This is a genomic window from Alteromonas sp. CH_MED4-4 (assembly GCF_037029575.1).
Classification (GTDB): Bacteria; Pseudomonadota; Gammaproteobacteria; order Enterobacterales; family Alteromonadaceae; genus Alteromonas; species Alteromonas macleodii.
The window spans coordinates 118,477-141,049 of record NZ_JAYMEU010000011.1; the positions used below are offsets into that span (position 1 = coordinate 118,477).

22 protein-coding genes are annotated in these 22,573 nt (G+C 45.7%); 15 read left to right on the forward strand and 7 right to left on the reverse strand.

Annotated elements, in window-relative coordinates; translation table 11 throughout:
• Positions 1–80: 80 nt before the first annotated feature.
• Positions 81–3,878 carry a bifunctional proline dehydrogenase/L-glutamate gamma-semialdehyde dehydrogenase PutA gene (gene putA, locus WA381_RS09905; protein ID WP_156077856.1) on the reverse strand — a complete coding sequence of 1,266 codons (3,798 nt, stop codon included), beginning with the start codon at positions 3,876–3,878 and terminating at the stop codon, positions 81–83.
• A 445-nt stretch (positions 3,879–4,323) separates the two neighbouring features.
• Here putA and WA381_RS09910 point away from each other — a divergent pair, with 445 nt between their 5' ends.
• From WA381_RS09910 to rpoS, 10 genes are all read left to right on the forward strand, one after another.
• Entirely contained in the window at positions 4,324–5,946 is a 1,623-nt protein-coding gene (locus WA381_RS09910; protein ID WP_014948166.1) for a methyl-accepting chemotaxis protein, read from the forward strand.
• A 342-nt stretch (positions 5,947–6,288) separates the two neighbouring features.
• Positions 6,289–8,004 (forward strand): TIGR03545 family protein, encoded by a 1,716-nt coding sequence (locus tag WA381_RS09915; RefSeq protein ID WP_156085927.1) that lies wholly within the window; start codon positions 6,289–6,291, stop codon positions 8,002–8,004.
• 99 nt (positions 8,005–8,103) lie between these two features.
• Positions 8,104–8,394: a cell division protein FtsB gene (gene ftsB / locus WA381_RS09920; protein WP_014948164.1), complete on the forward strand. Its 291-nt coding sequence runs from the start codon at positions 8,104–8,106 to the stop codon at positions 8,392–8,394.
• Positions 8,395–8,399: 5 nt separating this feature from the next.
• Positions 8,400–9,161, forward strand: coding sequence for a 2-C-methyl-D-erythritol 4-phosphate cytidylyltransferase (gene ispD, locus WA381_RS09925; protein ID WP_075175924.1), 762 nt, complete (start codon positions 8,400–8,402; stop codon positions 9,159–9,161).
• A complete protein-coding gene (ispF, locus tag WA381_RS09930; protein ID WP_156085926.1) occupies positions 9,161–9,634 on the forward strand; it encodes a 2-C-methyl-D-erythritol 2,4-cyclodiphosphate synthase in 474 nt (157 codons plus the stop codon). The genes ispD and ispF overlap by 1 nt, the downstream gene beginning before the upstream one ends.
• Positions 9,631–10,716: a tRNA pseudouridine(13) synthase TruD gene (gene truD / locus WA381_RS09935; protein ID WP_061094148.1), complete on the forward strand. Its 1,086-nt coding sequence runs from the start codon at positions 9,631–9,633 to the stop codon at positions 10,714–10,716. The genes ispF and truD overlap by 4 nt, the downstream gene beginning before the upstream one ends.
• A gap of 80 nt (positions 10,717–10,796) precedes the next feature.
• A complete protein-coding gene (locus WA381_RS09940; RefSeq protein WP_014948160.1) occupies positions 10,797–11,432 on the forward strand; it encodes a protein-L-isoaspartate(D-aspartate) O-methyltransferase in 636 nt (211 codons plus the stop codon).
• The gene (locus WA381_RS09945; protein WP_014948159.1) at positions 11,429–12,007 is read left to right on the forward strand and encodes a YqaA family protein; all 579 of its coding nucleotides are present in this window, start codon (positions 11,429–11,431) and stop codon (positions 12,005–12,007) included. Before WA381_RS09940 ends, WA381_RS09945 begins: the two co-directional genes overlap by 4 nt.
• A gap of 31 nt (positions 12,008–12,038) precedes the next feature.
• Positions 12,039–12,878, forward strand: a complete 840-nt coding sequence (locus WA381_RS09950) for a peptidoglycan DD-metalloendopeptidase family protein (protein ID WP_156085925.1) — start codon at positions 12,039–12,041, stop codon at positions 12,876–12,878.
• Positions 12,879–12,950: 72 nt separating this feature from the next.
• The gene (gene rpoS, locus WA381_RS09955; protein ID WP_014948157.1) at positions 12,951–13,943 is read left to right on the forward strand and encodes an RNA polymerase sigma factor RpoS; all 993 of its coding nucleotides are present in this window, start codon (positions 12,951–12,953) and stop codon (positions 13,941–13,943) included.
• A gap of 113 nt (positions 13,944–14,056) precedes the next feature.
• On the opposite strand, the gene folA is transcribed toward rpoS, so the two are convergent.
• A complete protein-coding gene (gene folA, locus WA381_RS09960) occupies positions 14,057–14,554 on the reverse strand; it encodes a type 3 dihydrofolate reductase (RefSeq protein ID WP_039231980.1) in 498 nt (165 codons plus the stop codon).
• Between the two features lie 182 nt (positions 14,555–14,736).
• Here folA and WA381_RS09965 point away from each other — a divergent pair, with 182 nt between their 5' ends.
• The 4 genes from WA381_RS09965 (at position 14,737) to WA381_RS09980 (ending at position 16,171) form a co-directional block, all read left to right on the forward strand.
• Positions 14,737–15,102, forward strand: coding sequence for a hypothetical protein (locus tag WA381_RS09965; RefSeq protein ID WP_039224426.1), 366 nt, complete (start codon positions 14,737–14,739; stop codon positions 15,100–15,102).
• Between the two features lie 63 nt (positions 15,103–15,165).
• Entirely contained in the window at positions 15,166–15,372 is a 207-nt protein-coding gene (locus WA381_RS09970) for a hypothetical protein (protein ID WP_014978232.1), read from the forward strand.
• Between the two features lie 13 nt (positions 15,373–15,385).
• Positions 15,386–15,883, forward strand: coding sequence for a superoxide dismutase, Ni (sodN, locus tag WA381_RS09975; protein WP_014948153.1), 498 nt, complete (start codon positions 15,386–15,388; stop codon positions 15,881–15,883).
• Positions 15,884–15,895: 12 nt separating this feature from the next.
• Positions 15,896–16,171: a S24/S26 family peptidase gene (locus WA381_RS09980; protein ID WP_262385718.1), complete on the forward strand. Its 276-nt coding sequence runs from the start codon at positions 15,896–15,898 to the stop codon at positions 16,169–16,171.
• Positions 16,172–16,369: 198 nt separating this feature from the next.
• On the opposite strand, the gene cgtA is transcribed toward WA381_RS09980, so the two are convergent.
• The 3 genes from cgtA to rplU form a co-directional block, all read right to left on the reverse strand.
• Positions 16,370–17,536 (reverse strand): Obg family GTPase CgtA, encoded by a 1,167-nt coding sequence (gene cgtA, locus WA381_RS09985; RefSeq protein WP_014948151.1) that lies wholly within the window; start codon positions 17,534–17,536, stop codon positions 16,370–16,372.
• Positions 17,537–17,796: 260 nt separating this feature from the next.
• On the reverse strand, positions 17,797–18,054 hold the full coding sequence (gene rpmA / locus WA381_RS09990; protein ID WP_012517170.1) for a 50S ribosomal protein L27: 258 nt from the start codon (positions 18,052–18,054) through the stop codon (positions 17,797–17,799).
• Positions 18,055–18,069: 15 nt separating this feature from the next.
• The gene (gene rplU, locus WA381_RS09995; protein ID WP_012517169.1) at positions 18,070–18,381 is read right to left on the reverse strand and encodes a 50S ribosomal protein L21; all 312 of its coding nucleotides are present in this window, start codon (positions 18,379–18,381) and stop codon (positions 18,070–18,072) included.
• 775 nt (positions 18,382–19,156) lie between these two features.
• On the opposite strand from rplU, the gene ispB reads away from it, so the two are divergent.
• Positions 19,157–20,131, forward strand: a complete 975-nt coding sequence (gene ispB / locus WA381_RS10000; protein WP_014948150.1) for an octaprenyl diphosphate synthase — start codon at positions 19,157–19,159, stop codon at positions 20,129–20,131.
• Positions 20,132–20,242: 111 nt separating this feature from the next.
• On the opposite strand, the gene WA381_RS10005 is transcribed toward ispB, so the two are convergent.
• On the reverse strand, positions 20,243–20,959 hold the full coding sequence (locus WA381_RS10005; RefSeq protein WP_014948149.1) for a ZIP family metal transporter: 717 nt from the start codon (positions 20,957–20,959) through the stop codon (positions 20,243–20,245).
• Positions 20,960–21,239: 280 nt separating this feature from the next.
• Complete coding sequence (pepQ, locus tag WA381_RS10010; RefSeq protein ID WP_156085924.1) at positions 21,240–22,571, reverse strand: Xaa-Pro dipeptidase; 1,332 nt, start codon at positions 22,569–22,571, stop codon at positions 21,240–21,242.
• Positions 22,572–22,573: the final 2 nt, after the last annotated feature.

The window sequence follows — 22,573 nt, forward strand, 5'->3', positions numbered from 1 at the left end:
CTTTGAATGACATGTTGTGAAGATAGCTCTCAATTAAATCGCTATCTTGCCAAGTCGGTATTTACCGCAAGTATTACCGCTTATTCATCATCTTCAACTAGGGTCATCAACGATGTGTTACCACCTGATGCCGTTGTATCAATACTGATGGTTTTTTCGGTCATCAAACGCTGAATAAGGTTATCGTTATATTCCGCTGTGATAACTGGCAAAATAGCGCCTTCGCGAGATGACAGCATTGCTGTAATACGCGCAGTACGATCAGTACCTGAATCTACCACTACGCCCGACAAGTCTTCGTCCATTAGCAAGGTGTCTAGGTGTGCAAGACGTGCTACTTGGAATAATCCTTTTGGTGCGCCAGTTGATTCAAACTTGTTTTGAATTTCCACAGCTTCTTCGTAGAAAATTTCAGACACAACTGATACTACCGGGTTACCTGTTGATAGCGCGGTCACAATAGACAGCAACCAGTATTCGAAGGTTACTTCTTTATCGGCGAAACACACCAAGATTCCGCGAGGCTCTAAGTAAAGCTTGTTAGATTCACCTGTTGGGCCCGGCAAAGTTTGTGGCTTGGCAAGCTTGCGCTCAACGCTGGTTAGCTGCTGACGCGCCGTCGCAAGCGTGCGGTTCAAGTCGTCAGCAAGCTCGTCAACAATGTCTACTTTCGCAATTTTTGCCAGAAGCTGACGTACCATAGAAATACGGTCATTCAACGGCGTATGACGCCACTGCACTTCTACCGCTTTCGCTTTATCCATCATTACGTGCGCACGCTCGGCAATCTTTTCATCACCGACAAGCGCTGCATCAGTACCGTCTACATCATCAATGTGCGAAGGCTTAGGTGTGGCACGTTCCATCATTAAGCGAGGCAGATAGTTAGGACCACCCGCTTTTGGACCTGTGCCAGACAATCCACGTCCACCGAAAGGCTGAACGCCAACAATAGCGCCAATCATGTTGCGGTTAATGTACACGTTACCCGCGCGGCTCTTCGCTGCTAGTTCGTTAGCACGCTCTTCAATACGCGAGTGAATGCCCATAGTTAGGCCGTAACCTGTACCATTGATTTGCTCTAGCACACTATCAAGGTCTTTCGACTTAAAGCGAACAATATGCACCACAGGGCCGAACACTTCTTTTTCAAGCACATCGATGTTCTTGATTTCATACAAGGTCGGTGCAAAGAAAGTACCGTTTTCAAAGCCTGCTGGCATTTCATTGCGATAAAGCAGCTTAGCTTTATCTTCCATATACTCTTGGTGATCGGTCAGGCTCTTAAGTGCCTTCTCGTCAATAACAGGGCCCACATCGGTAGCAAGCTGCGTTGGGTCACCAACGGTAAGCTCTTTCATGGCGCCGGTTAGCATTTCGATAAGGTCATCAGCAATTTCGTCTTGAACGAACAATACGCGAAGCGCTGAACAGCGCTGACCGGCACTTTGGAAACCAGAGTGGATCACGTCATCAACTACCTGCTCTGGCAGTGCAGTTGAATCAACAATCATACAGTTTTGACCGCCGGTCTCTGCAATCAATGGCACCTGTTCGCCACCACGTTCTGCAAGTACTTGGGAAATTAACGTACCGGTTTGCGTTGAACCTGTGAACATTACCGCTTTAATGCGCTCGTCTGGCAGAAGGGTTTCGCCCACTTCTTTACCTGGCGATACGATAAGTTTCAATGCATCTTCTGGCAGGCCTACCGAGTGCATAATATCTACCGCTCGCTGCGCAATAATGCTGGTTTGTTCAGCAGGCTTAGCAATAACCGTGTTACCTGTTACAAGTGCCGCTGCCACTTGGCCTAAGAAGATGGCTAGTGGGAAGTTCCACGGGCTAATACAAAGCACAACACCACGAGGAAGTAAGCGTTGATCTTCAGCAAGCTCTTCTGCACGCGCCGCGTAGTAGCGACAGAAATCAACGGCTTCACGCACTTCATCAATACTGTCTTGCGCTACTTTACCGGCTTCACGCATACAGATAGCGATAAGCTCAGCCATGTGGCGCTCAAGCGCATCTGCTGTTCGATTAAGTATTTCAGCGCGCTCGCTTACATCGCGTTTAGACCATGCTTCAAACCCAGCTTCGGCTTCATCTAATGCTTTGCGCATATCATCAGGCGTAGCGTAATGGTGATAACCTACCACGTCGTTGTGGTTAGTTGGGCTAAGTACCGCTGTCGCACCTTCTGGCACTTCACCGGTCACTTTGTAGTAATCCTGCCAGCGTTCAAGTTCGTGTTTAAGCGCCGTTACCGCATTGGTGTCGGTAAGGTCTAGACCACGCGAGTTATCGCGCTCTGGCGCATACAGCCCACGTGGGGTTTTGATTAACTTGTTATAGCGTACTTTCAGGCGTTGTGTTTTCTCTACCGGATCTTCAAGCAAAGACTCAACCGGTTTTTCATCGTCAACGATAGCGTTTACAAACGACGAGTTCGCGCCGTTTTCAAGAAGACGACGTACAAGGTAGGCCAATAAGTCTTCGTGTTCACCTACCGGTGCATAAACACGGCACTGAATTTTATCCTGTGTTACCACCTGATCGTAAAGGGTATCGCCCATACCGTGCAGACACTGGAACTCAAAACCTTCTTTGTCGTCACCAGCAAGCTCAACAATAACAGACGCAGTGTAGGCATTGTGAGTCGCAAACTGCGGGTAAATGGTGTCGCGATACTCAAGTAGACGGTTCGCACAGGCATGGTATGACACATCTGTTGACGACTTACGGGTAAATACAGGGAACTCTTCAAGGCCCGCTTGTTGAGTAAGCTTAATCTCAGTATCCCAATAGGCACCTTTAACCAAACGCACCATTAGCGGACGACCTACCTCTAGGGTAAGTTCACGTAAGTGCTCTATAACGTGGATTGCGCGTTTTTGGTAGGCCTGTACGGCCAAGCCAAAGCCTGTCCAACCGTTCAAGTCTTCATTGCGAAATACAGCTTCAATAATGTCTAGAGAAAGCTCTAGACGGTCAGCTTCTTCCGCATCTACGGTTAAACCGATATCGTATTCTTTCGCCATCATACACAGCGCTTTCAAGCGCGGCGGAATGTCTGCCATGGCGCGTTCGCGGTGAGAAAATTCAAAGCGTGGGTGAATAGCAGAAAGCTTTACCGAGATCCCCGGTGAACGCTTAGGACCGCGTCCGTTAGCCGCTTTACCGATTACTTTTATTGCTTTTACGTATGCATCGTAGTAACGCTCAGCGTCGCGCATAGTACGTGCGCCTTCGCCTAGCATGTCGTAAGAATATACGTACCCTTTGGTTTCTTTCTCTTTGGCGCGATCTACCGCATCTTCAATGGTTTCGCCCATAACGAACTGACGACCCATAACGCGCATCGCAATGTTCATAGCGCGGCGAATAACAGGTTCACCTAAGCGGCCAAGGGTTTGTTTTAACAAGCCGAACTGTTCTTTCTTGCGCTTGTCGGCATAGTTCACCATGTTGCCCGTAAATAACAAGCCCCACGCCGATGCGTTAACAAATAACGACTCTGAATTCCCCAAGTGAGGTGTCCACTGTCCCTGAGACAGTTTGTCACGAATAAGCTCATCTTGAGTGGCTTTGTCTGGAACACGCAGCAAGGCTTCAGCCAAGCACATCAATACCACACCTTCTGCTGTAGATAGCGAGTATTCATTTAATAATGCGTCAACACCACCGTGCCCTTCTTGCTCTCGGCGAATTTGAAGCACCATCTTTCGTGCGCGTTCCCATGCACGGCTTCGTGCACGTGGGTTTACCTCGGCAATGGGAAGGATTTGATCCACAGCCACCGACTCACTAATGCGATAGTAGTCTCTTATACGCTGGCGTAGGGGTGAAGTTGTATGAAGTGTGTCGTTAATGAGCATTGCAACCCTTTCATAGAAATAGCTGTAACAAAAAGCGTTCCCGCCGTGTAAGACTGCTCACGGTTACATGGAAGCGGCTAAAAAACAAGCAAAGTCGAAACCCTGCGTTGACCTGTCGTTCTTCTTTTAACTTTATACTTTTGGATGAAGATCACGACAGTGCCAAATTTGCGCGGATGGTAGCACACAAAATCGCCCTGCCAAGCCCCTACCAGCAAAGTTTTTTTGATTCTCTGTCAAGCTACGTATTCAGTGCGTTAGATGACATTTTTTAGCCTGTTGATACCGCATTATTTTTTAGTACAAAAGCGGTGAGCGATTTGCTTCTAAAGTCGTAGTAAAGCTCGTCTATATATGGTGTATTTTTAATCGTAATAAAAAGCGGTTAATAAAAAACCGTCTACACTTTAAAAAAACAAAAATACAAATAGATAGGTATTTGCCGATGTGGTTAAGAAAATTCAGTTTAATTCAACGTTTGGGCATTATCGTTGCCCTAATTACGCTGTTATTTGTACTTCTTACTGCCGTTGTTTTAAACAGGCACTACGAAGCATTAAAGCAAAAGTCTTATGATGAAAATCAGCACCTGGTCGAGGTGGTTCATACCATGCTCAGTAGCTTCGCGGCGCGTACCGACGTAGACGAGGCAACCGCTAAGCAACAGGCGTTAGAGGCCGTCAAAGCGCTACGATACGACGGCAGCAACTACTTTTGGATCCAAGACCAAACGCCATCTATGGTTATGCACCCCATCAAGCCCGCCCTTGACGGTCAAGATTTACGAACCTTTAAAGACGGGAACGGCAAAGCCTTCTTTATAGAAATGGCGCAAAAAGTGAAATCGAAAGGTGAAGGTTTTGTCGATTATGTATGGCCGCTTCCCGGTGAAGAGTCACCTACCGACAAAATTTCCTACGTTAAAGAGTTCAAGCCGTGGGGATGGACAGTGGGCTCTGGTATCTACCTTACCAATCTTGAAAAAGAATTTGCTCATCTTCGCAATGTGATTGCGGTGTTTTGTCTGGTTAGCATAGTGCTAGTTGTGGTGCTTGTTTATGTGATTGGCGGCAGCATAGTGAAACCGGTTCAAGAAGTAAGTGAGCGAATGAAGGATATCTCACAAGGAGAAGGTGATCTTACCCGCTCGTTGCCTGAAACTGGCCAAGATGAAGTAACGCGTTTGGCACGCTACTTTAATGAATATACCGAAAAAATGCGCCATTCTCTGTTGGGGATCCGTGAGAATATTAATTCACTGACCCAGCAAGCAGAACTTGTAGAAACATCAAGTAAAAATAGTAACGCTCAGGCACAGACGCAAAATGAAAATATGCTTCAAGTTGCCGCTGCCATGGAAGAGATGACAACGCAGATAAATGAGGTTAGCAATAACGCAGATTCTGCAGAAAAAAGTACCAGCAGCGCGCGGGGTAACGTGCAAAACGGCGCCTCGGTTGTGGATAGTACCGTAAACGATATACGCTCTCTTACCTCTGATATTGAAAGCGTAAGTAGCGCGGTTACCGAACTTGCTGCGCAGACTGAAAGCATTGGTGCTGTACTTGATGTAATCCGCGGCATTGCCGAACAAACTAACTTACTGGCGCTTAACGCTGCTATAGAAGCAGCGCGAGCTGGCGAGCAAGGACGAGGTTTCGCCGTCGTAGCTGATGAAGTGCGTACACTGGCAAGTCGAACCGGACAAAGTACCGATGAAATTCAAGCGATGATAGAAAAGCTGCAAAGTAATGCCAAAAGCGCAGTAGATGCAGTAAAAGTAAGCCAGTCAGCGTCAACCAAAACGGTAGACAACGCTATACAGGCGAATCAAAATCTGCAAGAAGCTGATCGCTTAATGACTGAAATTGCAGATATGAGTAGCGAAATAGCGCGGGCTACCGAGCAGCAAGCGGAAGCCGCTACCGAAGCGAATATGCGCATCAATGCACTGTCAGGTGCTGCTGATAGTAGCTTGAGAACGGCAGATGAATTAGCAGCTGCGAGCCAAGCGTTACGCGCAAGCTGTATAGCAATAATGGACATTGCGAACCGCTTTAAGCTTTAAAGCATTTTACATTTCAACGAGCCTGCTGCGCTTTGCTGCAAAGCATTGAGAAGCAGGCTCCGTTTACTGCTGCTACCACTCCATAGCTCACGGTAATTTTCTTTTAAAAAAAGTAAACTTTGCCGAATTTTGCTTCTCTTACGTCAAGTTGTTTAAAAGCTCACATGGTTTAATCAATACACCTACCTTCTGCGTATGGAAGAAAAGACCTGAGTGCATTACACTCAGAGGCACCATAAGTGGCGGTTAATCGATTACTTTTTATTGAGCGATATACTAGCCACCAAAGTAGTGACTTATGCGCAATAAAAGCCAGACGCGCAAAAAATCAAGGAGTTGAATATGAGCAGTGGTTCAAAGGGTAAGCCTATTTTTTTATGGGTTGTCGGTTTTTTCGTGTTGCTATTTTTGGTGTATTTCCTGTTCGCCAATACCATCATCAAATCTATTCTTGAGTCCAAGCTGGGCGAATCCTATGGAGCAGAAGTGAATATCGACGAGTTCGACCACTCTCTTTTTCCAACAACTGTTACGCTGAAAGGTATTGCACTCACCAACCCCACAAAGCCTACTCACAACCAAGTTTTTGTAGGCGAAGCTCATGCAGACGTTGAGCTAAAGCCACTGTTAGATGATCAAGTTATCGTAAACAATCTTGATTTACTGAAAGTGCAGTTCGATACACAGCGCGAGTCTGAAGGTGAAGTGTATCGCGTTCCAGAACGTTCACTGTCATTTGACGAAATTAAAGCAAAAGCCAAAGAAGCCGTGCCTACGGTTGACGAACTTCTCGCCCGCAATCCACTAAAAACCACTGCTGCCATTGAAAATGCAAAGTCTGCCTACGAAACCTATGGAAAAGGTTTGAAAGACGACTATGAATCTTTACCTGATAAGTCGCGCATTGAGTACTACAAAACGCAGGTAGCCCAGCTTAAAGAAACGAACTACAAAGACCCTCAAGCCTTGGTACAGGCAAAGTCTTCTTTTGATAAGTTGAAAGAAGAAATGCAGGCAGACCGCGCGCTTATTAGCAATTTCACGGAAAAAGCGAGCGATGCAAAACAAGCCCTTAGTGAAAGTGTTGAAGCACTTAAGAAAGCGCCACAAGAAGATTACGCGTTGCTGAAAGGGGTAATTGCAGGTGACCAAGCGGCACTTTCTCAAGTCACTTACTTTGTGTTTGGCGACAAAGCGGCGGAATACACTGAGTACCTTATGGCAGCAATGCAAATTGTTATGCCGCTCATTCAAGGTGAAGAAAAAAGTGAAGCACCGACTGAAGTGCCGTCGATTTTGGTGAAAGAAGCCAATGTATCAGTGCTTTGGCAAAATGAATCTATCACCAGCAAATGGAACAACATTACAAACGTTCACGAAGTATTCGGTAACCCCACCACCTTTACTATTGAAGCAGCGGGCGAGTTATTAAAGTCGTTTACTTCCAGCGGTGAATTCTGGATTGACGGCGACGGTGTTGATGCCAGTCAAGTCTGGCAGCTAGCCGGCGTAAATATGTCTGACATTTCGTTTAGCGGTAATGAAACACTAAATGCGGTGCTTAAATCAGCGCTAATGAAAACCAATGGTTCGATGAAAGTCACTGATAACATGCTTACTGGTACGGGCGAAGTTGACCTTCAGCAGCTCGTTATGGAAGCAACTGGCACCAGTGATATCACCAGTGCTATTGCGCAGGCACTGCAAACGTTAACCAGCTTAAACATGACGATGCTGCTGGACGGCACGCTTTCAGATCCTGGCTTTAACATTAAGTCTGATCTTGATAATAAGCTGGCTAAAGCGGCCCTTTCACAGCTTACTGCCAGCCAAAAAGACAAGCTGGATGAATTAAACAATAAACTCAACAGCATGATAAGTAACGAGCAATCATTGCTATCAGGCGAGCTTGTTGACGTAAACAGTATGCTTAGCGCAGCCCAGGGCGACAGTGCCGCCCTTCAGGAGCTGCTTCAAGCTCAACTTAACAACGTTGTTGAGCAGCAAAAAAGTAAGCTGTTTGATAAATTGAAAGGAAAATTGGGCCAAGGTGAATAATGCGCCTTTGACTCGACGCTGCTTCACGGCATAATAAGACACAGCAGAGGCGAAGAGCCTCTGCTTTTTTTCCGCTTAACCACATTGTCAGGTGAATCTGTGTTGCAAGGTAAATGGCTTCCCATTGTATTGATAGTACTGCTTGGTCTATTGCAATACAGGCTATGGTTTGGAAAAAATAGTATTCCCGATTACTTCAACCGAAAACAAGAAGTTCACTCTCAAGCCCTTCAAAATGCCAACCTCGCTCAGCGCAATGCCCTACTTAAAGCTGATATTAGCGATTTAAAAATTGGTCTAGAAGCCATTGAAGAAAGAGCCCGAAATGAACTCGGTCTGATTAAAAAGGGAGAAACCTTCTACCGTATTTTGCCCGCAGATTCTAAGTGAAGAAAATGACATCGCCCCGCGTTGTTGCGGTTATCCCCGCAGCCGGAGTTGGCAGCCGAATGCAGGCTGACCGCCCAAAGCAATACCTCACCTTAAATGGTAAAACCATTCTTGAACACACGATTGACGCGCTGCTACAGCATCCGTTAATCGACGACGTGATCGTAGCGATAAGCCCAGGTGACGCGTATTTTGATCAATATCGGTTACGTGAAAAACCCATTCGCGTTGTAGATGGCGGAAAGGAACGCGCTGATAGTGTATTGAACGGGCTTATGTCACTTGGCGAGAACGATTGGGCACTGGTTCACGATGCCGCGAGGCCTTGTATAGAAGAAAGCGATATTTCCGCGCTGCTCGAATTAATGAACAGTGATGACGTTTCTGGCGGTATTCTAGCTACCCCTGTTCGTGACACCATGAAGCGGGTCAAACCTTCAACAAATGTTATTTCTCACACTGAAGACCGAGACGGTCTTTGGCACGCTTTAACGCCTCAACTTTTTCCAGCAACATTGCTAAAACGCGCGCTTCAAAATGGTTTATCACAGGGCGCGAATATCACAGACGAAGCCTCTGCCATGGAGCTTGAAGGCTACAAAGTTGCCATGGTAAGCGGAAGTCCGGCAAATATAAAAATAACGCATCCGGCCGATCTTCCTTTGGCAGAATTTTATCTTAAGCAAAAATTAAGCGCGCAAGGCCAGAACGCTCAAAACTACAGAGTTCAAAGCCACAGCGCAAAAAATCAAAAGGCACAATCATAATGCGAATTGGACACGGATTTGATGTACACAAGTTTGGCGGTGAAGGCCCCATCACAATAGGTGGCGTCAGTATCGACTATGAGCAAGGACTGTTAGCTCACTCAGATGGCGATGTATTACTACACGCACTGTGTGATGCAATGCTAGGTGCAGCAGCACTCGGTGATATTGGCAAGCACTTCCCTGACACAGACGACGCATACGCGGGTGCAGACAGCCGCGTGCTGCTGCGTCACGTTGTCAATGTAGTAAGGGAGAAAGGTTACCGCTTAAGTAATGCAGATATGACCATTGTGGCGCAAGCACCTAAGATGGCGCCGCATATTACTGTTATGCGTGAGATTATTGCCCAAGACTGCAACGTATCGCTTGACGACATCAACGTAAAAGCAACGACCACTGAAAAGCTAGGCTATACAGGCCGTAAAGAAGGCATTGCCTCTCACGCCGTTGTTCTACTGGAAAAATTATGAAGCCTTTACACACTGACCATTGGCAGTACTATTTCGCAAAACCTGTATCCACCGGTATTTTTAAATTCCAAGCCGACGATTTTCAAGTTGTAGAGGATTTGGGTTATACCCCTTGTGGTGAAGGCGAGCACCAGTTTGTATTTATTGAAAAAACCAACACCAATACCGCGTTTGTCGCTGAGCAGCTAGCCCGTTTCGTTAACCTTCCATTACGCCAAATTACCTATGCTGGTCGCAAAGACAAATACGCGGTAACGCAACAGTGGTTTGGTATTCACGCGCCGGGTAAGCCGGACTTCGACTTCAGCAACTTTGAACTGGAAGGCGTTAAAGTGCTTAAGCAAATGCGTCACAATAAAAAGTTGCGAACGGGTCAGCTTAAAGGCAATCACTTTACAATTACCTTGCGCCAGGTACTGCATCCTGAGGCCATTGAAGAGCGTCTTCAAGAAATTGAAAAGCACGGTGTGCCAAACTATTACGGCGAACAACGCTTTGGCGTAATGCGCTTAAATGACATGGGTGAAGTGCAACGCGGTGGAAACTTAGTAATGGCCGAGCGGATGGTAAACGGTGAAACCATCAAACACCGCAACAAACGTTCCATGGCACTTTCTGCACTGCGCAGTTGGCTATTTAATGAAATGCTTTCTGCACGCTTAGAAAAAGACATGTTCGACAAGGTCACTCACGGCGACGCGCTGGTGCTTTCAGGTTCTAATAGCTTTTTCATCAACGAAGGTTCCGACGGCTCTGAGCAGCAGCAAGACGCACAACGTCGTTTTAATGCCAAAGACGTATGCCCTTCAGCACCGCTGTGGGGTAAAGGAGCACTTGTTACGCAAGCTGACACACTAGCGCTTGAGCAATCTGTTGCAGAGCAAAATAGTGAAGTTATCGACTTTTTAAGCCAGTGCGGGTTCGAACAAGAACGTCGTGCGATAAAAATTTGGCCTTCACAGCTTGAATGGCAGAGTAAGGGTGATACATTTACTATCTCGTTTGCGCTTCCAAGTGGCTGCTTTGCAACCTCAGTCCTTAGAGAGTGCGTGGAAACCTTATCCCCAATTAACAGGGTGTAAAGAGTATTGAGAAAGCGTGGCGCGCAACAGACTAAACCTCGCGTGGCTGTGGATAAGAATAAAGGAAAGTACGCAACATCATGAGAGCTTCTAGAAAAGGAGACGCGTTAGCACAACTGCTTTATAACGAGGGAATACGTTCGCAAGCAGTATTGAACGCCATTGCTGGTACGCCGCGGGAAAGCTTTTTACCTGACGCGCTGAAACATAAGGCCTATCAAAATACGGCATTGCCAATAGGTCAAGGCCAAACCATTTCGCAGCCTTACATTGTTGCGAAAATGACAGAGTTGCTGCTAGATAGCCCTAATAAACCCGAGAAAGTGTTAGAAATAGGCACGGGTTCAGGTTATCAGACCGCTATACTCGCGCAGCTTTTTGCCAAAGTATTCAGTGTTGAACGTATTAAATCATTGCAGTTCCAAGCGAAACGTCGAATGAATCAGCTCGACCTTCACAATATTGCAATGAAACACGGCGATGGTTGGAAAGGTTGGGCATCCAAGGGCCCTTACGATGCCATTATCGTCACCGCCGCCGCTGCAAGTCTTCCACAGGATTTGTGCGATCAGCTTAAAGAAGGCGGGCGGTTGATTATTCCCGTAGGTAACGAGCAACAATCGTTACTGTGTATTGATAGGATTGAAGGTGAACTAAAAACATCGACCATTGAATCGGTCCGATTTGTTCCCCTTGTAGCAGGAGAGCTAATGTGAAGCTTTTTGAGCCATGTTATGACATGGCATTACGCTGGGCGAGACATCGTCACGCAACCAAATATTTGGGCGGGTTAAGCTTCTCAGAGTCGGTTTTCTTCCCTATTCCACCTGATGTTATGCTTGCGCCAATGGCACTGTCCCAGCCCGCTAGAGCATGGCAGTTCGCTTTTATTACGACTATCGCGTCGATTTTGGGCGGTATAGCTGGCTATTGGCTTGGTTACTTTGCTTTCGATGCTTGGCTGGCTCCGCTTATCGAGAGCTGGGGGTATACCCACAAAATAGACACGGCAATGCAGTGGTTTAAAGACTACGGCGTATGGGTAGTTTTTCTTGCTGGTTTCTCACCTATCCCTTATAAAATTTTCACTGTGAGTGCTGGCTTCTTGCAAATGGCCTTCTTGCCATTTGTACTGGCATCAGCTGTTGGTCGAGGCGCACGCTTCTTTTTGGTCGCAGCACTCATGCGCTGGGGGGGGGCAGCCATGGAGCAAAAGCTAAGGCAGTATGTAGAGGTGCTTGGATGGGGAGTAGTCATCCTCGCAATATTCGCTTATTTACTATTGCGATGACATGCGTAGGCCCCACCTTCACATAGGAATTTTGTTATATACTTGTGTACTCATCGGGGGCTGTGCAGGAAGAAGTGAACCCGCTCCCGTGGTTTTATTAAATAGCCAAGTTTCAGATGGAAGCGAAGAATACACAAAAAAAACCTATAAAGTTCAACGGGGAGACACCCTCTATGCGGTGGCATGGTACACGGGAAATGACTATCGCGACTTAGCAAAATACAACCAATTATCAGCTCCTTACACCATTTTCCCTGGTCAAGTTTTAAACGTCACACCACCTTCGAATGTGGCTACAGCCCCCGTTATACCTAAGTCCAAGACCAATCAGTCAACAGCTCCGACCACATCAAATGTAGACAAAAGTTTGGTTGACCGCCCACAACCACAGGCGTATCGTGAAAGTGAAAAAGTTGTTAAGCCACAAAATGTTACAACTGTCAAGAAGCCGTCACAAAGCGTCAAAAAACAAACACCGACGAGTTTTCCAGACAAAGTACAAGAGTGGGTGTGGCCTGCAGAAGGTAAGGTAGTTGGAACCTTCAGTAAGTCAGAGTCAGGCAACAAAGGTATTGATATCGCTGGTGTTAAAGGCAGTAAAGTCGTAGCGGCAGCAGATGGAAAAGTTGTTTACTCAGGTAGCGCACTAAGAGGTTATGGTAATCTGGTTATCATTAAGCATACAGATACCTTTCTAAGTGCCTATGCCTACAACGACACTATTTTAGTCAAAGAACGAGAATGGGTGTCGGCAGGGCAGCAAATTGCAACCATGGGTGACAGCGGAACAAATTCGGTAAAACTTCACTTTGAAGTTAGGTATAGAGGGAAATCATTAGACCCTATGAAATACCTGCCAGCATTAAAATAATAAAAATAAATAACAATAAAAAAAGACAAAGGAGAAACGTCATAAGGTAAACCTTGTAGCAGGAGATTCATGATGGGTAAGTCAACGAAAGCCTTAGAATCAACACCTCAAGATGATGTAGAAGTCATCGATATGCCAGCTGATATGAAAGCTGACGAAACCTTAACGAACGACGCTGACCTAGAAAATGACGACGCTATTTTCAGTCAGGATGACCAACCTAAAAACCTGGATGCCACACAGCTTTATCTAGGCGAGATTGGTTTTTCACCACTGCTAACCGCAGAAGAAGAAGTTTATTTTGCGCGCCGCTCACTGAAAGGCTGCGAAGCCTCTCGTAAACGTATGATTGTAAGCAACCTTCGCCTTGTTGTTAAGATTGCTCGCCGTTATAACAACCGTGGGTTGGCTCTTCTAGATTTAATCGAAGAAGGCAATTTAGGACTAATTCGTGCCGTAGAGAAGTTTGATCCTGAACGTGGATTCCGCTTTTCAACATACGCCACATGGTGGATACGCCAAACCATCGAACGCGCTATCATGAACCAAACGCGCACTATTCGTTTGCCTATTCATGTAGTGAAAGAACTAAACGTTTATTTACGTGCTTCTCGTGAACTTTCACAAAAGCTTGATCATGAGCCAACTGCAGAAGAAATTGCACTAGCGCTTGATAAGCCTGTGGAAGATGTCACTAAGATGTTGCGTTTAAACGAGCGCATTACCTCTGTCGATACACCTATTGGTGGAGAAAATGATAAAGCACTCCTCGACATTATTGCTGACGAGAAAGAGTTTAGCCCTGAAGAGAGCTTACAAGACTCAGATATCAAAAGTAACATTGTAACCTGGCTTGAAGAACTAAACCCTAAGCAACGCGAAGTACTTGCTCGTCGTTTCGGTCTTATGGGATATGAACCTTCAACACTTGAGGATGTGGGTGCCGAAATTGGCTTAACACGTGAACGTGTTCGTCAAATTCAAGTAGAAGCACTTCGCCGTCTTCGCGATATGTTGGGTCATCAGGGTCTTTCGTTAGAGAACCTGTTCGACCAAATGAAGTAGCATCTGCGCGCAACGCAAAAATAAAAATGCCAGTGTTGTGAAGCTCTCAATTTTTGAGTTTCACAACACTGGCATTTTTTTATTTTAAATTGGACCTAGTTCCAATCTCTCCGTTAGTTTCGAACGAGAGTAACGAATGTGTAAGGGTGAGGATTTTTCTCATCGGCGTCATGTTCATCACGTGATACTTCCGTCCAACTTGCTGCCGCCTCATAGTCTGGGAACTGTGTATCTCCGTCAACAGTCAAATCAATATGTGTGAGATACAAAGTGTCAGCGCTATCTAAGAACGTTTGGTAAATAGTACCGCCACCGATAATCATTATTTCATCGTTGTCGCTGTTCTCTGCGCTTAGCGCTTTGGCTACCTCAATCGCTGACTCTGGTGAATCTACTACCGTCGCGTCAGATAAGCTGTAGTCAGCATTACTCGTTATAACAATGTTTGGCCTGCCAGGTAATGCCCTTCCGATTGACTCATAGGTTTTGCGGCCCATTATGACGGCTTTGCCTAAGGTGATCGCTTTAAAGTGTTTTAAATCAGCCGGTAAGTGCCACGGCATATCATTATCTGCGCCTATAATTCTGTTTTTCGCCATAGCAGCAATCATCGCTATCTTCATTTCATTACCTATAAAGCCGTTTTTATTGTTGAACCGCGGCAGTATATCAATATCAGCGACCAAATGTGTATTGGCTCAAAGGGTATAGCTTTAACACCCAACAAATAGAAACAGTTATCATTTGCATTAATATTTTAACTGTTCTAGTGTGTATACAGGAGGTCGCGACAATGCAAATAAACTATCTATGCCCTAAACACGCAGATTGGGTTTACAACAACCCAGAACAGGCCCTACACGTAATGGCGCGCGATGAAATGCAAGGCACAATGCTTATGCAAAGCGGGCAGTTCAGTGAAGCAATTCCATACCTTGGCTGTGCGTTTGATATCGCCGTTATTCTGCTTGAGGTAGACGGCGGTGAGAACAGCGCAATGACAGCTAAGATTATGGGCTTAACAAGCTTGCTTGAAGAGACATACTTTCACCTGAAACTGCCTCACCACCGAAATGCCATTGTCGACAGAGCTCATACTGTCATCAGCGCCTCGAACAACATCGTGAACAGCAATGTACCACTGCGCTTCGCCGTGTAGTTGCACCGATACTTATGCGCCTAACTACTTCACCTTACTTTTACTAACGCTTTAGGAGAATTCATGAAAGTTAACCTTAAACGCTCAGCTCTAATGCTATACGCCGCTGTATTTAGTTCAGGCGCATTCGCTCATGCAGGACACGATCATGAACACTGGACTAGCGGTGTTATGCATGCTCTGTTTTACGCGTCTCTTGTAGGCTGTGCAGCTGCGTGTGGCTTTGCGGCTTACAAATACTTCAACGCTAAAAAGCGCTCAGCAAAGTAAGGGGGTACAAATTATGATTCATCAATTACTCTCAAAACTTCATGCCGTTAGCCCCTTCCCTGCGGTTAGCGCACATTGCGACATTCCTTGCAAAATTTACGATCCGTTTTCGGCGCAGTTGGCTGCGTTGAGTGTTATTCGTTTCGTAGACCTACTTAACGAACTGGCCGAAAAAGAGACACTTACGTTCGCAGACCAAGCGCAAATGAGCCGCCTAGTAGCAGAAAAGGAAACCCATGCAGAGAAAGTAAAGCAAGAAGTCAGGGTAATATGGGGCGATTACTTTAAAGCCCCTCAGTTTGAGAAGTTTCCAGATACTAACGAGCTGGTGCATAAAATCATGCTGGCCGGTTCCGGGTGTAAGCAACACGTCAGCAGAGAAAAAGCTGAAGAGCTGCTTTCGTTAGTGAATGAATTTGCCGAGCGTTTTTGGGCAACCAAGGATGTCGCAACCAAAAAAGCAACGTGCCCCTATCCACCTTCTGAAGAAGTGGTTTATCCCGACCTCTAAATGTTTAAAATTATGCGGGTTACGGGGAGCAGCATGTTGCCTTCTCTAAACGACGGTGACTTTGTCTGTGCAATGAGATGGCCTTTTAGGTGGCTGCGTAGTGGGCAAATCGTAGTTGTAAAAAGCAGCACTTACGGCGTAATTATCAAAAGGGTAGACCATGTTAACATCGACGGAACGTTTACCTTAACGGGCGATAACAAGGCCCACTCTGTAAGCCAAGAGGCCATGGGTAAGTTTACTCGCGCTCAATTGCTGGGAAAGGTTATCTATCATACCAGTGAGTAAGCCAGCACGATGAGGGTGCATTAGCCTAACCGCGTTACTTACAAAAAAGCTCGCACGTTGTCTTTGCAACGATGCGAGCTTTTTTGTTCTAATTTGCTTTAGAGCACTGGTTATCAGTAATTGTTTCGAAATTGACTGTCACTCAGCGATTGTCTCTCAACGACTGTTTCTCAGCGATTGTTTCTCAACGACTGTTTCTCAGCGACGATACTCAACTTCCACGTCGTAATCGTCTTCGTCCCAGTCGTCGTCATCTAGGTCATCTTCAAACTCATCATGAGCTTCAAGTGTATTCTTGTGGTAAGTGTCCCACTTGAATTCCACTTCTTTCTTCTCTTCTTCCTCTTCCAATTCAGCTGGAAGGGTTTCAATGAAGTCCATAATGTCGTTACACAAAGGATCTAGGTTCATCTTTTGGAACGCAGAGATTTGATAAACTGGGCCTTCCCAACCTAGTGCATCGATCACGTGCTGACAGCGTTCTTCAGCTTCTTCTTCAAGCAGTAAATCGACTTTATTAAATACTAACCAACGAGGCTTTTCTGCCAATTTAGGGCTGTATTTTTCAAGCTCTTCAATGATCGCTTTTGCGTGCTCGGCAGGATCCGTTTCATCAACAGGGAAAATATCTACCACGTGGAGCAAGATACGGCAGCGCTCTAAGTGTTTTAAGAAGCGTATACCTAGGCCAGCACCATCGGCAGCACCTTCAATCAAACCAGGAATATCCGCAACAACGAAGCTTCGCTGTGAATCTTGACGAACCACCCCTAAGTTAGGCACAAGGGTTGTAAACGGATAATCAGCCACTTTAGGCTTAGCTGCTGATACAGAGCGGATAAAGGTTGATTTACCTGCGTTAGGCATACCAAGTAAGCCAACATCGGCTAGAAGCATAAGCTCTAGCTTAAGGTTGCGAATTTCACCTGGTGTACCATTGGTCTTTTGACGTGGGGCACGGTTCGTACTGCTTTTAAAGCGGGCATTACCTAAACCGTGAAAACCACCTTGTGCCACTTTAAGCTTTTGACCATGACGAGTCAGGTCACCTAATACTTCGCCAGTATCACTATCAGTAGCACGCGTGCCAACAGGCACCATTACGGTGAGGTCTTTACCTTTCTTACCGATACAGTTGCCGCCTTGACCATTTTGGCCACGCTCAGCACGGTGAAAGCGCTCAAAGCGATAATCGATCAATGTATTTAGGTTTTCATCGGCCTGTAAAAATACACTGCCGCCGTCACCACCGTCGCCACCGTCTGGGCCACCTTTAGGTACGTATTTTTCCCTTCTAAAGCCAATTGTACCGTTGCCGCCGTCACCGGCTTCAACGCGAATTTCAGCTTCATCTACAAATTTCATTTATCACTCCGGGCTGTAATGCCGTGGGTTATTAACTTATTTAATGCGAATACTAAGTTTACACCAAATTGCGCATCGGCGCTTTTGAGTCTACTCAGCATTCTAAAAAATTGAGAAGTAAAACCTTGCTCAGCGCTAATTCATTTTCAGAATATAATCGCTATTAATTAAGAACAGAAAAAGAAAGAAAGGTTTCACAAAACAAAAAACCCCGCAAGCGCGGGGTTTTTCTAAGCCTGTTCGGCGAGAAGCTTACGCGCTTACTCAGCTACGATGCTTACAAATTTACGGTTCTTCGGTCCTTTAACGTCGAACTGAACTTTACCGTCTTTTAGTGCAAACAAAGTGTGGTCTTTACCGATACCCATGTTGTCACCAGCGTGGAAACGAGTACCACGTTGACGAACAATGATGTTACCAGCAAGAACAGATTCACCACCAAAGCGCTTAACACCTAGGCGTTTACTTTCTGAATCACGACCGTTTTTGGTACTACCACCAGCTTTTTTGTGTGCCATGTGTTCGTGCTCCTATTATGCGTTGATACCAGTGATTTTCACTTCTGTGAACCACTGACGGTGACCCGCTTGCTTACGAGAGTGCTTACGACGACGGAACTTAACGATTTTTACTTTATCGCCACGACCGTGTGTAACAACCTCAGCAGTCACCTTACCACCAGCAACGATTGGTGTGCCGATTTTTACGTCGTCACCGTTGCTTACCATTAAAACTTTGTCAAATTCAACCGTTTCGCCTGGGGCTACTTCGATTTTTTCAAGACGAACGGTTTGGCCTTCGGCCACACGGTGTTGTTTACCGCCACTTTGGAAAACCGCGTACATAGTTAACTCCGCTCTGCGTCCACTGACGCTTCAATTCAAAAAACAGGGCGCGAATTGTACGTGAAACATCCGTAAATCACAACCCCGATTCGCAGAAAAATAGATTATTTTTCCAACATGGGGCGAATTATGCCCCAATTGCGTATTTGATGCAGCTTCAAATGCCCAAAAACCGTTAAAAATTCACAAATTTTTTTGAAAAAACAGTAAAAATTTTTAGGTCGTATTAAATCAAAATGGAAATATTGATAGGTTAAATTACATAGAAATGCGATCCAAACAGCGCAAGATCACGCGAGCGAGATCGGCAAACGATCCTCAAATATGCATTGCGATCAGACTGCGATCGAGCTGTTAGATCCCACGAATAGGATCGTTTTTACGATTACTACTTCCCCACTTTGTATCTGTGATTTGGGGCAATGCTACTCCCCTAATTGAGAAACAAAGTTGCTCTTAAACACTTCGTTTTCTTCATACAAACGTCAAAAAATAGCGACTTAACAGGAAAAATTATCGAGAGCACCTATAATTGCATGTGATCGCATGATTAAGGGGGCGTACATGCGGCAAACCGCTAAACACGGAACAGAATTTATATGAAGAATGCAGCCCCACCTTTTTCACATCTGGTTTAACCGTATTTGAGGAATTACACGTAAATGCGTTAAGCCGTCATTTTTTAAGACAATTTGGTGGATAGTACAGATGATTAAGGTACAATCGCCACCAATAATTGCCCAAGACGTAAGAGTAAGTATTTATTGCCATGCCTATGGATATAGATCAAATCCGCGCCCTGTCTAATGATGATATGCAGGCGGTCAACCAGCTGATTCAACAACAAGTCGATTCTGATGTTGCCCTAATTAATCAGCTTGGTTTTTACATTGTAAACAGTGGCGGCAAGCGATTACGCCCACTTCTTACCGTGTTAAGTGCGCGGGCTATGGGAATAGACAACAACGATCACCATACCCTTGCGGCGATTGTTGAATTTATTCATACCGCTACCCTATTGCACGACGATGTGGTTGACGAATCGACCATGCGCAGAGGGCGGGAAACGGCCAATGCCATTTTTGGCAATCAGGCATCAGTCTTAGTGGGTGACTTTCTATACACCCGTTCTTTCCAAATGATGGTGAGCCTTAAACGCATGCGCGTTATGGAAATACTGTCTGAAGCCACAAACCAAATTGCTGAAGGTGAAGTGTTACAGCTGATGAACTGTAACGATCCCAGCACTACAGAAGCTCGTTACTTTGATGTTATTTACGGTAAAACGGCGCGTTTGTTTGAAGCTGCTACGCAGTTAGCGGCTGTGCTGACCGACCAAAATGAGCACATTGAACACGCTATGCAAGAATACGGTAAGCACCTAGGCACAGCCTTTCAGCTAGCTGACGATATACTTGACTACATGGCTGACAGCGAAGAAATGGGCAAGAATGCCGGCGACGACTTAGCTGAAGGTAAGCCTACTCTGCCATTACTTTACGCTATGTGGCACGCAAGAAATGACGACGACAAAGCGCTTATTCAAGAAGCTATTGAACAAAGCAATGGCCTACCACACTTGACGCGGATTCAAGGCATTATGGAAGAAACCGGTGCTTTGGACTACACACGTGAATGTGCGCAAAAAGAAGTACAAATGGCCATTAACAGCTTAAACGCTATTGAAGATTCTGAATATAAAGAGGCGTTAATCGCGCTGGCACATATTTCAATTGAGCGTACAAGCTAACTAGCAATAGATAACTAATTGTCGATAAGTGATATGAAAAGGCGTGTTGTAAGCAACACGCCTTTTTTATTGGCAATTACCAATTACGAAAACTAGCTAATTATTAAAAAGCTAGCCTTCGAGCATGAAACCTATCATCCCCACTAAAAAACCAAGAATACCGCCAAGCGGAGGAAGCCAATGGTTTTCCATACGAATTTGCGGTGCAATATCCTGAAACACCGAATAAAGTATTCCACCTGCGGCAAACAGCATTATACCGCTCATTACAACGGGGAACTGCGCTAGATAATAAAAGCCTAACAAGCTAAACAAGGGGCCAAGTAGCGCCATTAATACAAAGATAATAATGAGTTTGGTACTGCGCTGCTTGTTCTTTGGCAACATTTCCCTATACGCATTAAACCCTTCTGGTAAGTTTTGAACTGCAATCAGTAGGCCTAATAACATGGTACCTCCGCCTAACGCTGCCGTAGTACCAAGTGCGATAGACTCAGGCACAAAATCACTGAGCATGGCAGCTAACTGGCTGCCTGCGGTTTTCTTTTTCGCCAAGTAAATATCAAGGGCCATGAAAGCTAAGGCACCGCCAACGAAGCACATTATGGCCGCAAATACCGATACGTCTTTTATGCCTTCAGGAACAAGTACAAGACCCACCGCCGAAATTAGCGCTCCTGCTCCTAACGCTAAAATGCCATGGCGTAACTCTTTTTCTAGCCACTTAGGCTGAATGCCTTGATAAGTCGCTAGAATAGCGCCTGCGGGCATAGCAAGACCCGCCACCGTTGCCATTATTAATAAACCTACAATATCGCCTTGTGGCATAACGACTCCTTTCTAACCATTACTTGTATATCTTCCTATTGATTACTACACACAGCACCATTGGTTTACAAATAATACCAGTCCGCATAGATAATTACCCACTCAACGAGAGTTAAAATGTTCGTAATCGCGGCGTGTTACCGCAGGTATAGTGGTTCTACATCAAGGTGACGCAACAAAGAGAACGTACATTTTAAAAGCGCGTAACGAAAAAGAGCAGCTTAAGGCTGCTCTTTGCATTTATAACGATGGGTTGTGTTGGCTATACACAAAAAGTCGATTAATTTAAGTCCAAATCTCGGGTCATGTTCTCGTTCTTATCGCGATGCACAATAATGTTGTCTTCAATGCGAATGCCACCAAAAGGTTTGTATGCATCAATGGTATCCCAGTTAATGTACTTAGACGCAGGCGTCGCTTTAAGGTCGCGCAGTAGACTATCGATGAAGTACAGGCCCGGCTCAATAGTGAACACTTGACGCGCTTCTACCATACGCGTGCAGCGTAAGAACGGGTGATCATCAGGAGCAGGCTTAGGCGTGCCTCTGTCATCATTAACCAATCCGCCCACATCGTGTACCTGCAGCCCCAAGAAATGGCCAATGCCATGTGGGAAGAACGTGCGTGTAATACCCATTTCCACGATTTCTGGCGGCGTTAGGTTCACCATGCCGGTATCGTGAAGAATTTGCGCAATACCATCGTGGGCTAACAAGTGAATGTCTGTGTAGGCTACACCCGGCTTTAACGAATCGACTAAGGTCAGCGTTACCTTATCTACCGCTTGAATGAGGTCGCGGAACATCGCTGAATTATGAACACCTTCTTGAGCGTAAGTACGTGTAATATCTGCCGCATAGCCATGATAATTTGCACCCGCATCAATCAGAAACGAACGTGATTCTTTTGGCGCTACGGTATCACACTGCATGTAATGCAGAATTGAAGCATGCTCGTTAAGTGCCACAATACTGGTATATGGTACGTCGTTGTCACCTTGTCGACTTGCTGCAGCATAGGCAAGATTGATATCAAACTCGCTTTTGCCTTCACAGAAGGCTTGCTCAGCGGCCTTATGACCTGCCACCGCCAGCTTGTTAGCTTCACGCATGCAGTCAAGTTCATAGTCGGTTTTATAAGCACGTTGATAATGCAAATAATGCAACACGCGGTCTGGATTTACATTGTCAAAACCCAACGCTTTTGCCACTTCAATATATTCGCCTACATAGGCAAAACGGCTTTTATCGTAAGGCAGAAATTTCTCTACCGCATCGGCCTGTTGAAGTAGTTTAATGTCGAAGCTGTCAGTCCAAAAGTCATTTGGCTCTGGTGGCACTTTGTGCCAGAAATCTTCAGGGCGATAGAAAATAAGCGTAGGCTTGTCTACACCGTTTACCACCAGCCAACAGTTAGGGTTATCAATAACAGGCACCCATGCTTTGAACTGCGGGTTTACCTTAAATGGGTAGTGATTATCGTCCAAGAAAAGACGTTTGCCCTGCCCTGAGTGAATAACTAGTCCGTCTAGCCCTTCTCGCTGTAATGCTTCGCGAGTTCTAGCTTGAAGCTCTTCGATATGCTGTTGGTAGGTTGCTTTATGTTGCGACATAG

Coding starts and splice junctions, on each gene's coding strand:
- putA (WP_156077856.1), bottom strand. CDS start 3,878: ATGCTCATTAACGACACACTTCATACAACTTCACCCCTACGCCAGCGT.
- WA381_RS09910 (WP_014948166.1), top strand. CDS start 4,324: ATGTGGTTAAGAAAATTCAGTTTAATTCAACGTTTGGGCATTATCGTT.
- WA381_RS09915 (WP_156085927.1), top strand. CDS start 6,289: ATGAGCAGTGGTTCAAAGGGTAAGCCTATTTTTTTATGGGTTGTCGGT.
- ispD (WP_075175924.1), top strand. CDS start 8,400: ATGACATCGCCCCGCGTTGTTGCGGTTATCCCCGCAGCCGGAGTTGGC.
- ispF (WP_156085926.1), top strand. CDS start 9,161: ATGCGAATTGGACACGGATTTGATGTACACAAGTTTGGCGGTGAAGGC.
- truD (WP_061094148.1), top strand. CDS start 9,631: ATGAAGCCTTTACACACTGACCATTGGCAGTACTATTTCGCAAAACCT.
- WA381_RS09940 (WP_014948160.1), top strand. CDS start 10,797: ATGAGAGCTTCTAGAAAAGGAGACGCGTTAGCACAACTGCTTTATAAC.
- rpoS (WP_014948157.1), top strand. CDS start 12,951: ATGGGTAAGTCAACGAAAGCCTTAGAATCAACACCTCAAGATGATGTA.
- folA (WP_039231980.1), bottom strand. CDS start 14,554: ATGATTGCTGCTATGGCGAAAAACAGAATTATAGGCGCAGATAATGAT.
- WA381_RS09965 (WP_039224426.1), top strand. CDS start 14,737: ATGCAAATAAACTATCTATGCCCTAAACACGCAGATTGGGTTTACAAC.
- WA381_RS09970 (WP_014978232.1), top strand. CDS start 15,166: ATGAAAGTTAACCTTAAACGCTCAGCTCTAATGCTATACGCCGCTGTA.
- sodN (WP_014948153.1), top strand. CDS start 15,386: ATGATTCATCAATTACTCTCAAAACTTCATGCCGTTAGCCCCTTCCCT.
- WA381_RS09980 (WP_262385718.1), top strand. CDS start 15,896: ATGCGGGTTACGGGGAGCAGCATGTTGCCTTCTCTAAACGACGGTGAC.
- cgtA (WP_014948151.1), bottom strand. CDS start 17,536: ATGAAATTTGTAGATGAAGCTGAAATTCGCGTTGAAGCCGGTGACGGC.
- rpmA (WP_012517170.1), bottom strand. CDS start 18,054: ATGGCACACAAAAAAGCTGGTGGTAGTACCAAAAACGGTCGTGATTCA.
- rplU (WP_012517169.1), bottom strand. CDS start 18,381: ATGTACGCGGTTTTCCAAAGTGGCGGTAAACAACACCGTGTGGCCGAA.
- ispB (WP_014948150.1), top strand. CDS start 19,157: ATGGATATAGATCAAATCCGCGCCCTGTCTAATGATGATATGCAGGCG.
- WA381_RS10005 (WP_014948149.1), bottom strand. CDS start 20,959: ATGCCACAAGGCGATATTGTAGGTTTATTAATAATGGCAACGGTGGCG.
- pepQ (WP_156085924.1), bottom strand. CDS start 22,571: ATGTCGCAACATAAAGCAACCTACCAACAGCATATCGAAGAGCTTCAA.